This is a genomic window from Bacillus sp. FSL M8-0077, assembly GCF_038050255.1.
Classification (GTDB): Bacteria; Bacillota; Bacilli; order Bacillales; family Bacillaceae; genus Bacillus; species Bacillus altitudinis.
The window spans coordinates 3817763-3829925 of sequence record NZ_JBBPAF010000001.1; the positions used below are offsets into that span (position 1 = coordinate 3817763).

12 protein-coding genes are annotated in these 12163 nt (G+C 37.8%); 6 read left to right on the top strand and 6 right to left on the bottom strand.

Annotation, left to right across the window (positions count from 1 at the left end):
* Together NST57_RS19735 and NST57_RS19740 are read left to right on the top strand one after the other, a co-directional pair.
* A complete protein-coding gene (locus NST57_RS19735) occupies positions 1 to 762 on the top strand; it encodes an ATP-binding cassette domain-containing protein (RefSeq protein WP_142153337.1) in 762 nt (253 codons plus the stop codon).
* A 658-nt stretch (positions 763 to 1420) separates the two neighbouring features.
* Positions 1421 to 2599 carry a response regulator aspartate phosphatase gene (locus NST57_RS19740; protein ID WP_142153341.1) on the top strand — a complete coding sequence of 393 codons (1179 nt, stop codon included), beginning with the start codon at positions 1421 to 1423 and terminating at the stop codon, positions 2597 to 2599.
* Positions 2600 to 2692: 93 nt separating this feature from the next.
* On the opposite strand, the gene NST57_RS19745 is transcribed toward NST57_RS19740, so the two are convergent.
* The 5 genes from NST57_RS19745 to NST57_RS19765 all read right to left on the bottom strand — a co-directional run bounded on the left by NST57_RS19745 (position 2693) and on the right by NST57_RS19765 (position 9203).
* The gene (locus NST57_RS19745) at positions 2693 to 3541 is read right to left on the bottom strand and encodes a PRD domain-containing protein (protein WP_142153343.1); all 849 of its coding nucleotides are present in this window, start codon (positions 3539 to 3541) and stop codon (positions 2693 to 2695) included.
* 31 nt (positions 3542 to 3572) lie between these two features.
* On the bottom strand, positions 3573 to 5039 hold the full coding sequence (locus NST57_RS19750; RefSeq protein WP_341299136.1) for a glycoside hydrolase family 1 protein: 1467 nt from the start codon (positions 5037 to 5039) through the stop codon (positions 3573 to 3575).
* Positions 5040 to 5043: 4 nt separating this feature from the next.
* A complete protein-coding gene (locus NST57_RS19755; RefSeq protein ID WP_142153347.1) occupies positions 5044 to 6903 on the bottom strand; it encodes a beta-glucoside-specific PTS transporter subunit IIABC in 1860 nt (619 codons plus the stop codon).
* 338 nt (positions 6904 to 7241) lie between these two features.
* Positions 7242 to 8195: a hypothetical protein gene (locus NST57_RS19760; RefSeq protein WP_142153349.1), complete on the bottom strand. Its 954-nt coding sequence runs from the start codon at positions 8193 to 8195 to the stop codon at positions 7242 to 7244.
* Positions 8196 to 8309: 114 nt separating this feature from the next.
* Positions 8310 to 9203, bottom strand: coding sequence for a hypothetical protein (locus tag NST57_RS19765; RefSeq protein ID WP_142153351.1), 894 nt, complete (start codon positions 9201 to 9203; stop codon positions 8310 to 8312).
* A gap of 183 nt (positions 9204 to 9386) precedes the next feature.
* On the opposite strand from NST57_RS19765, the gene NST57_RS19770 reads away from it, so the two are divergent.
* Both NST57_RS19770 and NST57_RS19775 read left to right on the top strand, forming a co-directional pair.
* Entirely contained in the window at positions 9387 to 9938 is a 552-nt protein-coding gene (locus tag NST57_RS19770) for a PadR family transcriptional regulator (RefSeq protein WP_008347390.1), read from the top strand.
* Between the two features lie 4 nt (positions 9939 to 9942).
* On the top strand, positions 9943 to 10431 hold the full coding sequence (locus NST57_RS19775) for a DUF4188 domain-containing protein (RefSeq protein WP_341299137.1): 489 nt from the start codon (positions 9943 to 9945) through the stop codon (positions 10429 to 10431).
* A 10-nt stretch (positions 10432 to 10441) separates the two neighbouring features.
* Here the strand turns inward: NST57_RS19775 and NST57_RS19780 are convergent, their stop codons facing one another.
* Complete coding sequence (locus tag NST57_RS19780) at positions 10442 to 11065, bottom strand: NUDIX domain-containing protein (protein ID WP_142153355.1); 624 nt, start codon at positions 11063 to 11065, stop codon at positions 10442 to 10444.
* Positions 11066 to 11235: 170 nt separating this feature from the next.
* Here NST57_RS19780 and NST57_RS19785 point away from each other — a divergent pair, with 170 nt between their 5' ends.
* Together NST57_RS19785 and NST57_RS19790 are read left to right on the top strand one after the other, a co-directional pair.
* Positions 11236 to 11442, top strand: coding sequence for a helix-turn-helix transcriptional regulator (locus NST57_RS19785; protein ID WP_341299138.1), 207 nt, complete (start codon positions 11236 to 11238; stop codon positions 11440 to 11442).
* Positions 11439 to 12119, top strand: coding sequence for a DUF3169 family protein (locus tag NST57_RS19790; RefSeq protein WP_341299139.1), 681 nt, complete (start codon positions 11439 to 11441; stop codon positions 12117 to 12119). The genes NST57_RS19785 and NST57_RS19790 overlap by 4 nt, the downstream gene beginning before the upstream one ends.
* Positions 12120 to 12163: the final 44 nt, after the last annotated feature.

Genomic DNA, 12163 nt, shown 5'->3' on the forward strand with positions numbered 1-12163 from the left:
ATGGAACAATTAATTGAAGCGAAACAATTGTCTTTACAAATTGATTCATTAAAAGGACAAAAACAGACCATTCTTAGAAATATTCACTTAACCATTAAACGTGGAGAATTTGTCACCATTATGGGACCTTCAGGGTGCGGAAAAACCTCTTTACTTTATCAACTTAGCGGTATAGAGACCTCCTCAAGAGGCGAAATCAAATATAAAGGTCAACTGCTATCAGAAATGACAGACAAACAGTTAACAGCTTTGCGCTTATCAGAGATGGGATTCGTCTTTCAACACAGCCACTTACTAAAAAATCTCAATCTATTTGATAACATTATTGCTGCAGCTTACTTAGCGAAGAAAATGCCGAGAAAAGAAGTCAATGAACGAGCGAAATATCTAATGGAGAAACTTGATATTGATCATTTAGCTGATAGATATTTATCAGAAGTATCAGGAGGACAGCTCCAAAGAGCCTCTATCTGTCGAGCTCTTATGAATGAACCAAACATTCTTTTTGCCGATGAGCCCACAGGTGCTCTTAATTCAAGCACCACAAAGGAAGTCATGGATATTTTTTCACAAATCAATTCTGAAGGAACAACTCTGCTTCTCGTCACCCATGATCCAAAAGTGGCCCTTTGCTCTGAAAGAATTTTGTTTATGAATGACGGTGAAATTACAGCTCATTTAAATTTAGGAAAATACGATCACTTCAACGCTGAGAAACGAGAGACCTTGTTAAACAAGTGGTTACAAAATTTAGGGTTTTAATTGGTTTAAAACAGGCAGAAAGCTGCCTGTTTTATTTTTTATTACACTCAAAGGAGTAATCCATAGTCAAACTATTTGTTTCTAGTATGATTTTGCCGTCTTCTTGTTGACAAGATTCTGTCAGCAACTCAATTTCTTTGCTATAAAAGTATCTCTTTGAGATATAAAGAGTGACTAAAACAAGTAAAAGCGTCGTAATAACAATTGTCATTTGCCAGTTTAACATTTGAAATCTTTTTTCATTTCAACATCCTTTCTGAAAGGTCAATACTTGTCTCGGATATTCACCTTTCTCAGTAACTACCAGTTTCTTTTCCAACATCATCTAGAAACATCATAACTAATTTTTTCTTCTAGATCGACCTTTCATTGTTCTTCTCTCATAGCTAAAATAGCTTTATTTCATATATTTGGATGGTATTTTCGACCATAAACTTAAAACTAATAGTATCTATCACGTTTTTAGACTTCCAAAAAAAGATTTTAATCATTTGAATAAACAATCAAACACCATTACAATATCTTACATCTCATGACATAAGGTCCTTTTTATTACCTCCTGTCAATCACCTCCCAGAAACGATTATATTTTACCAAAAATTGTGATATCGTTTTTTATTGAAACAGGCGAAAGGATGTTTAAAGAGGTGAAATTTCCATGACGATCATTTCAGCTGAACAGGTGGGGAACCGTTTAAATGATTGGCGTATTGCCATTCGTAAGCATGATGTACACAACGCAAAGACAATCTACACAGAATTAAAGGAATTACTTCAAGAAATGGAAGAGAATCAGGAGGTCTTGACCTACTATTCATTGCTGGAAGGCAAGTTTAAGCTCATGTTATATGAACGAAGGGGTAAAAAATTGAATGAACCGACAGAGCTAGAATACCCTTCTAAAACAAACGACTTAATTGAATACTACTTTTACCTATATAAAGCCCTTTACGCTTCATATAACAGAGACTATGCATCAGCCATCGGACTGTTTAAAATCGCTGAGAAAAAACTACAAAACATTCCTGATGAAATAGAAGTAGCAGAATTTCATACGAAGGTCGCAAACCTTTATATGTTGCTTCGCCAAAGCCTGATTTCACTTCATTATATTCAAAATGCCATCGATATTTTCAAAGGTCATGATGGCTATGAAAGAAGACTGACAGCAGCTTTTGTAATCGCAGCCACCAACTTCATGGATATTGGCGATTTCAAAAGAGCTGAGAATTACTACACAAAAGCATTACACATCTCAAATCAATTAAACGATCATTTTCTAGCATCACAGCTTTATCACAATATCAGTATTCTATATGCCGAAGCTGGAGAATCAAAAAAATGTATTGATGCCCTAGAAAAGGCTCTTAGCGATGATGACTACCTTTCATCTTGTTATTTCCAACACTCCATGTTTATGTTACTAAAAGAGCTGCTCTCCATCGATGAAAAGTCGCAAGCTCTCTATTATTTTGAATTGGTCAAACAAAAACATGAAATAGACAAAAACCCCATCTATACAGCAAAAATGAATTTTCTCTATCACCTATATTTCACTGAAGACATATCCAAAAAAGCTCAAACCTGTTTCGATGACATCAGCATTCTGAAAGAATTAAAGGATGTTGAAGGTGCCCGTGAATTAAGTGCACTAGCTGCCAAACACTTTGAAGAGCTAGGTTCAATTCACCAAGCATACCTCTTTTTAAAGGATGCCTATCAATTGGAACACACTACACTTAACTGGAGGAATTATGATGAAAAAAGTGAGTTTACTCATCTTCGCTTTAGCCATCGTTGTTTTCGGACAAACGGTGTCTTACAATTCGTTAAATGATACAAATCTTGGCCCAACAGAACGACCTATCGGAACATAAACCGATACAATACAAATAACCACTTGCCTCATTACAAGGCAAGTGGTCCACATTTATTTTAGTTCTTGATAAGAAATGAGGCGGTGAATATGTACCGCAAGATACGTAAGTTCGTCATTTGGAATAACAATACTATGCACCTGTTTAATATAATCTTTGATTTTGAAAGCCACATCCATCGCTTGAGGATACAAGTTTGCAATTTGTTCAAACAACTCATTTTCTTGATCTGATAATAATTTATTTGCGTAAAATCTTTCAACAAAGAATTTCACATGTGTAATAAATCGGCTGTAATGAATATTCTCTTGATCCATTTTCATATTCAATGTATAGCGGACGAGATTCACAATACTTCCGATCATTTTGGCATACTTCATGCCATCTTTTGAATCGGACTCTTCACCTAACGCATTAATTAAATGAAAGGCGATATTGGCCGCTTCTTCCTTTGGTAATTGTATGCCCAATGTATTGTTGACTAACTCAAGCGCATAATTACCTACTTCAAATTCTTCGGTATAATAGTTTTTGATTTCCCAGTATACTCGATTTGTAATATTAATATTCTTCTTGTGCCGTTCTACTGCAAAATTCAAGTGGTCCATCAAGGTAAAATAGACACCAGAATTCAGATTTGAGTTTAAGCGTTTTTCAGCATATTGAACAATATGCTGAGTTAAATCGATAAACTCTTGCGGCATTGAATCTAACAGTTGGAGAAATTCCTTCGCTCTCATGTTATCGACAGACATAAACACTTGGTCTGCCTTCTTTTCTTCAATCATTTGACCTGGTTTTTGTCCATAACCAATCCCTCGGCCGAATAGAACCATCTCCTGTTGGTTCTGATCTTCAGCCAGAACCACACTCGAGTTTAAAACTTTTTTGATTTTAAACATCGTCATCACCTGTTTTCATGATTGTGGTTTTTCAATCAAGCGATTCACCATTTGTTTCAATGACCTTTTGGTACCAATAAAATGAGTCTTTGCGAGAACGTTTTAATGTACCGTTTCCATCGTCATCTTGATCTACATGAATAAATCCGTATCGTTTTGACATCTGTGATGTACCTGCACTAATAATATCAATTGACCCCCAGCTCGTATATCCGAAGAGGTCAACGCCTTCTTCCACCGCTTCTCTCATTTGGCGGAAATGCTCTTTGAAATAGTTAATACGATAATCATCGTGAATTGATCCATCAATTTCAACAACATCTTTTGCACCCATGCCGTTTTCTACAATGATCAGCGGTTTTTGATAACGATCATATAATTCTATTAATGAAATTTTCAGACCAATTGGATCAATTTGCCATCCCCAATCAGTAGATGGAAGGTAAGGATTTTTGACGCCACGGATTGTATTTCCATCCGTTTTTTCTAATCCTTCATCAGCTGATTCAGTTAAAGACATATAGTAGCTGAATGAGATAAAATCTACTGTATTTTCTTTTAAAATAGAAAGATCATCTGATTCCATTTGGATATGAATGTTTTTTCTCTCAAGCATGCGCTTGATTAGCGGCGGGTATTCACCAAATACCTGAACATCTGCATAGAAATAGTTTTCTAAGTTTTGTTTCAATGCCCGCTCCACATCATTCGGATGACAAGTGTGCGGATACGTTGTTAATTTTGTCAACATACACCCTACTTGACTGCCTGGTATAATGCGATGACAATCTGCTGTTACGAGTGCAGAGGCAATGAATTGATGATGGAGTGCTTGATAAACCGTTTCTTCCTCTTTCCCTTCTGGGCAGCGATCAGGAATAATTCCTGCTGTAATAAAAGAGTGGCGGTGAATACTATCTATTTCATTAAAGGTAAGCCAATATTTCACATCATGTTTATAGCGTTCAAAACATACATTGGCAAACTTAACAAAGAGATCAACGACTTTTCTTTCAACCCAGCCATTATATTTCACGCTCAGTGCTAACGGCATTTCATAGTGTGACAGCGTCACAATCGGTTCTATGTTGTGTTTTTTCATTTCTGCAAATATACGATCGTAAAATTGGAGTCCTTTTTCATTTGGTTCGTTCTCTTCTCCAGTTGGGAAGATTCGGCTCCATGCAATAGAAATGCGAAGAGTTTTAAAACCCATTTCAGCAAATAGAGCCAAATCCTCTTTATAGTGATGATAAAAATCAACACCTCTGCGTTTTGGATACTTTTTATCATCTGGATCTTTCATCGCTCGATCTATATTTTCAGAAGTAACAGCTAAATGCCCTTCATAATCTTCTACACTCAAATTAGACCGGTACATCGCAATATCAGCAACAGATGGGCCCTTTCCATCTACATTCCAAGCTCCTTCTGCTTGGTTGGCGGCAATGGCGCCGCCCCATAAAAATCCTTTTGGAAAACCTTTTATTGTCGTCATATGTTTAGCCTCCTAATTGGGTGATAACCATCAATGTATCTTGGCGATTGACCTCTTGTAATGGCTGTACCTTAATATCATATTGATCTGTATTCGTGATTACTGCAAGTGTAACTGGATCGTATCCTGCTTCCATGATTTTTTCCACATCAAATTCAATGAGTAAATCCCCTGCTTGTACACGATCTCCTGCCTGCACTTTTGGATAAAAATACTGGCCTTCCAACTGTACAGTATCAATGCCAATGTGGAATAATACTTCCACCCCTTTGTCCGTTTTCATACCGAGTGCATGGTTTGTTTCGAACAACAAGGTTACCTCACCATCTACTGGTGCATATAGCGCTCCTTCTGAAGGAACAATGGCAATTCCGTCTCCCATAACCTTTGAAGAGAAAATATCATCTTTTACTTCAGATAGAGAGATCATTTGACCAATCACAGGGCTTTTGAATGTTTCCCCTGCTCCAATTTGTTCAGCAAATGCATCTTGATCATTTGTCTTTTCTTCTACTTTTTGATCCTTACCTAATACAAAAGCAGCGATAAAAGCGACAACGAAGGAAATGACAGCTCCAATGACAGCAAACATTAGGTTTCGTGGAAGCTCATCTGATATAAACATCGACATACTTGCTAATCCAGGACCAACAAGTACAAAGGCTTGTATACCAACTAATCCAATGAAGATCCCGCCAACAAACGAACCAATCATGACACTTCCAAGTACACGTTTATTTTGAAGTGTCACACCATACAAAGCAGGCTCTGTGATGCCAAAGAATGCTGAAATTCCTGCCGAAATGGCTGTTGATCTGAGTACCTTGTCTTTCGTGCGTAGTGCCACTGCGAAACATGCTCCACTTTCCGCAATATTATGCGCAAGGGATGCTGGTAAATAAAGTGCTTCTTTCCCGAGGTTCCCCATCGTTGTAACTGCATAAGGGACCATTGCTTTGTGCATGCCTGATGCAACCATAAACGGGAGTACCGCTGCTAAAATTGCGACAGCTACCCAACCTACTGTATTAAACATCGCAAGAATAACGGATGAAAACCCTTGTCCTGCTGTAAAACCAAGTGGTCCTAATAACAGTAACGTAACTGGTACAGTAATGACTAATGACATCATTGGGACAAAGAAAATCCGAATTGGTTTTGGTGAAAATCGTGTGAAGAATTTTTCCATTTGAGCGTAAAGCAATACAGAAAGGATTGCTGGAAACACTTGATACGCATAAGCTATATTTTTCACGTCGAATGACATTAATTGTGCACCTTCAGTGAGCATGGCTGTCATGTTCGGAAGAAGGAGTGCACCGACTGCTGATAATGCGACCAGTGGGTTTACTTTTAGTTTATTTGCCGTTGTTACAGCGACTAGTAATGGCAGGAAGTAGAGTGGTGCGTCACCCACCATGTTCAGTATTTGATAGGTTTGGCCTTTTGCATCCACCCATCCTAATAAAGAGAAAAGGAGAAGAAATGATTTTAAAATCCCTCCGCCTGCGATTGCCGGAACAAGCGGCTGGAAGACACCCACAATGAAATCTAATAGAACTGTGCCTACTTTTCTTTTTTCTTTTGGTTGATTGGATGGCACGCCTTGCCCAGACGAGCTGCCTCCCATTAAATTTGTTACCTTTTGATACACTTCAATTACGTCATTCCCAATGACCACTTGGCATTGTCCTGACATTCTGACAGCTATGACACCTGGTGTTTTTTCTAATGCTGGTACATCTGCTTTTTTCTGATCAATTAGTGTAAAGCGAAGTCTTGTTGAGCAGTGCTCAAGGTGCGCAATGTTTTCTTTACCACCTACATGCTGTAAAACGTCTTTGGCGACTTGTGTGTAATCCATTTTTTCTCCTCCTTTTCTCATACATGAGACCTATATTTTGGCAATAAAAAAAGGATCTAAAACGACAAATTAAAAAAATTCATCGTTTTTAGATCCTGCCTGCATGACCAGTCACATGTCTAATTTATTTATATTGGATTTGTTTTTAGTATATATTGATTATATGAAAGCGTCAACATTTATTTTTCTAAAAATTATTAAGGTCTATATGCCTAAAATACTTTTCTTTATTTACTTAAAGTAACTTTCTATTCTTTTGTTCCTTCTATCATCAATCAACGAAATGTTTCTCCATAAAAAACCAGATAAGTTGATTCACTCATCTGGTTTAAGAACACCTATTTTTTCTTTTCTTCAGCCTTCTTTTTAAATGCTTTCGCTTGTTTTTCATATTCCTTTTTCGTGACCGCTTTTAACTCTACTGAATCGCCTGTCATGATATATGGTTTAGGGAGTTTTTTATATTCCTGACGCGTGAAAGCTCTTAACTCTATTGTACCATTAGTCTTTTTAATTGGCAGTTTGATTGATTTTGCATCTCGATCAGTCGAACCTATAAGTACACCGTGTTCAATTATAGGATCATAGCTCATGTCTAAAAAGCCCCCGCCATCAGTAAAGCCCCCGACTTCTAATTTCATTTCTTTATAGGGCTTACAACCTTCTTCAGAAACAGTTGTTATTAGAAAAGAGCCGAGCCATCCATTCTCAATATGCATGCTTTCCACTTGTAAAAATAGTTGTTTGTCCTCTGCCGTATATAGAAAACCATATACCTTTGCTACCTTATCCCTGAAGTGTCTCATATTGTCATAAAATCTAGTTTCTGAAGTATCAACTAGATGTTCATGTCGAACTTGAAGTTTTTTGTGATACGAATCTAGCTTTTTTCGATTGATTGCTTTATATATTCTGCTTTTCTTATCACCTTGTTTTTTCACAGATAGGTCTTTACCGGACATTTGAACTTCGTATATGATTGTTTCTTTGCCTTGTTTGACTCGAAATTCATAACCGTTTTCCTTTGAACTCCCGGACACTACATATTGTTTTTTATATATTTGGGGATCCCACCATATTTCTTCTATATACTTTTCGTTTAGATGCCCCGTTACTTTGCCTTTATTCTCAGATATCTCAAACCAGCTCATTTTATCCTTCGTTTTATACGCAAATGCATAGGCATGATTCAATGAATTTTTTTGTGCGGTCGCTTGATATGCTGTCCAGCCGCCTCCACCTAAGATGAGTACTGCCAGGATAGACATGATCCACATTTTTAATTTACTCATACGTACCTCCACTCATATATGCTTTTAAAAACTTTTATTATCCCTATCATATATTCAACTAAATTCTGATCGTCCTGAAATGCCATTCACAACAATCATCTGTTCCAACACGATCTACTTTTGCATTTCTTTCGCCTTCTTTTTGAATGCTTCTGTTTGTTCTTGATATTCCTCTTTCGTGACCGCTTTAAATTCTATGATCCCGCCTGCCATTTTAAAAGGAAATTTAATGTATGTTGCGTCTCGATCAGTTTCCCCTAAAATAAAACCCTTTTCAATTGCAGGATAAGTACTCAAATCAAACATTATCCCATCTGAAACTCCACCTGCTGTATGTTTCGTTTCTTTATATGGTTCACCACCATCTCCTGGGACCTTTCTCATTAGAAAAGAACCTGCCCATTCAGACTCCATATACATTCGTTTTACTTTTAAAAATAGTTGGTATGAACCATCCTCCGCTGTATACAGATAACCATAAGCGCCTGTTACTTTCTTAATGAAGTTTCTTACATAATCATGAAATCTATTTTCCGTGTCATCCATCAGTTTCTCATATCGAGTATGAATGTCCTGTTGAACAGCACGTAGGTTTTTTTGATCAACTGCTTTGTATGTGATGCTTTGCTTTTCACCTTGTTTTTTCACAGAAAGATCTTTTTCGGCAAGGTGAACTTCATATGTGACCGTTTCTTTCCCTTGTTTTACATGAAATTCGTAACCGTTTTCAATTGATTTTCCGGTTAATTGATATTTGTTGATAAATATATTGGGATCAAAATGCCTTTTTGGATTTTCCTCTAAAATGGTTTCATTCAGATGACCTGTTACTTTTCCGTTTCTCTCTGTTACCTTGAACCAGTTCACACGATCATTTGTCTTATATGCAAAGGCGTAGGGGTGATTCAAACCACTCTTTTTTGCGATTGCTTGATATGCTATAAAGCCGCCTCCACCAATCATTAGTACCGCCAGAATAGCCATGAGCCAAATTTTCGATTTACTCATATATCCCCCTCCAAACTATAATCGTTCAATCAATATGAATGATTCATCTCATTGATTAACAAATCAGTGATCTATTCACCTCCTTTCTAGCATTTGTTTTTTTCTCATACATCTTGTGTCTGCAGCTATACATCGTTTATTATATATCTAAATGATATATCTTTTAGATAGGTGTGTTGATCAATGAAAAAATACAATGATACGACGTATGCGATTTTGGGGATTTTAACGACAGATTGTAAGTCTGGGTATGAAGTGAAGCAATTAATTGATAGGAGCTTGCATCACTTTTGGAAAATTAGTTATGGACAAATTTATCCAGCTTTAAAGTTAATAGTCGAGGAAGGGCTTGCGAAGGTTTCACCTGCTTCTACAACTGGGCGCTCAGACAAGCGGGAGTATCATCTGACTGAAAAAGGGCTGGACACGTTGAGGCAATGGCTGGCGCAGCCGCTCGATCAAGTACCATCAGAACGAAATGAGGTGTTATTAAAGTTATTCTTCGGTCAATATCTTTCGTTTGAGAAAAAATTGGTGCTTTTACAGGATTATGAGAGGCAGCTCCGTATCCGTTATGAGACATATGTTGCGATTGAACAAAACATTCAAGAGCTGTATCCAGATGAAGCTGATGCGAAGTATTGGCTGTATACGTTAGATTACGGAAAGAAAGTGGCACAGGCTGGAATTGATTGGTGCGTAGAGACCTGTGAATCGATGAAGAAAGAAGGGTGAACAAATGAAAAAAAATATACGTGCTGACAGGTATACAACAGACAATTCTGAGCCGATTGTTGTGTTCATTATCGGAATGAGAATCAATAAACGCTGGGCTGTCCATCAATGGCTGCCAGTATTTATGGCGATGCCGGGGATGATCAAAGAACTTTATACACATCAAGAAGAACTTGGTTTTCTCGGGACAGAAAATTACTTCGGTTTACGCACCACCACCATGATCCAATATTGGAAATCAACAGAGGATCTCCTTGCCTACGCCAAGATGGAGAAGCATTTGGCTGCTTGGAAAGGATTTAACCAAAGAGCACGAAATAATGACACAGTCGGAATTTATCATGAAACGTATCAAATTCAAGCCGGTTCATATGAATCTATCTATGTGAACATGCCTTCTTATGGATTGAGCCAAGCTAAAGCGCCCATCCTAATTGGAAAAGGGGAAGGTAAAGAAACCGCAAAAGAACGCCTTTCTATAAAAAATTCCTAGAGATCATTCTCTAGGAATTTCTTTTTGCAACCATCACAAAATGTTTTAATATGCGGGCAGTTAATCCCCAAATGGTATAACGATCGTAATCATAAAACCACTCCTCAATCGAACGACTCCCCCAGCTGTATTTTTCTCCATTCATGATTTTTTCATAAGGAAAGTCCTCTCCTGGTGTTGGCTGAACCGATACATGGTGTAAGTACGGCTCATATTGGCTGAGCCATGATAGAGGTACTGTAAAGGTCTCCTCTACTTCTTCTTGATTAAAGGAATGTTTGACCTGCTGTTCATCAATGATTCCGACAAATGGATATACCACAAAGGATGGAGAGGCAATATAAGGACTTAGCTGTCCTAAAACCTTGACGGATTCGGGCGGAATCCCTAGTTCTTCATATGTTTCCCGCAGTGCAGCTTCTTTTGCGGTTTCGCCGCCGTCGAGTTTGCCTCCTGGGAAGCTAATATCGCCAGGCTGTTTTCTCATCGTCAGTGATCGCACTTCAAATAAAACATGCCATTCCCCGTCTACCTGCACCAAAGGGACAAGGACTGCCGCTTTGAACGCTGTCTCTTCTCCAATAAATAGCGGCTGTGATTGATGTAAGTCACTTTTTAATTGATCAATGAACATGGGCATCACCTATTTTCCGTTTCTCTTTTCTTTAGCGTATCATTGATTTCCTTTTGAATAAAGGCGATCTTTCTGACAATTACTTTTATCATTTTGACAACTATACTTGTCAAAATGAATATAATACTTTACAATCAAGAGGAGATTTTGATCAGAGTTGAGGTGACAGAATGAAAAATCGGCTAAAAGAGCTGCGGGCACGTGATGGTTTAAACCAGACGGAGCTTGCGAAACAAGCAAAGGTTTCCCGCCAGACGATCAGCTTAATGGAACGAGATGAATTAATGCCGTCTCTCTTACTTGCTATGAGGCTTTCACGTATTTTTCAAGAACCCATTGAACATATTTTTCTATTCGAGGAGGATGAACTCACATGAAAACTGTATACAAAATGCTCTTAGGTGCTCTCCTTGGTTTTCTCGGTGCTTACTGTTTGCTGGCAGCCGAATTTGAGATGACACTTCTGCAAGCTGCATTTGAAGCAACTCTTGTCATCACTGGCTTGACAGTTCTATTCATCATTTATTGTTTTTTAGGCATATCACGCATGAAGAAAAGAGTCTCTCTTTCAGTATCTGGTGATGCGGAGGATGAACTAGAGGCAAAACAGTACCGAACATTTACTGATGTAACGTTAGCTAATACGGTGAGCACCATTTTATCGATTATGGCAATTGGTATTTCCATCGTAACCGAGCAGCCACTCTGGCTGATTCTCGCAAATGCTGCTTTATTTTTGATCACCGTCATTCTTTCTTATGCATCGATCAATGTCCTAAAGCTCGTCTATCCTAATCGTCACCTACCTAGTCCTTCCGATAAAGATTATGGCAAAAAACTGCTCGCCATTTCTGATGAAGGTGAAAAGCATGTGATGCTCGATGGGCTTTTTCACACTTATCAAATGATGAATATTTTATTGACCGGTGCCATGTTTATTTTGATTGTCTATTCTCTTGGCGCCAATCACTCTCAGCTCTTCTCCATCATCGTCGTTGGACTTGTTCTAATCATTCTTAATGCATACTATATGTTGAAAATTAGAAATCGTTAAATAAGCAAAAGCACAGCCATTTAAAAAGGCTGTGCTTTTTTCGT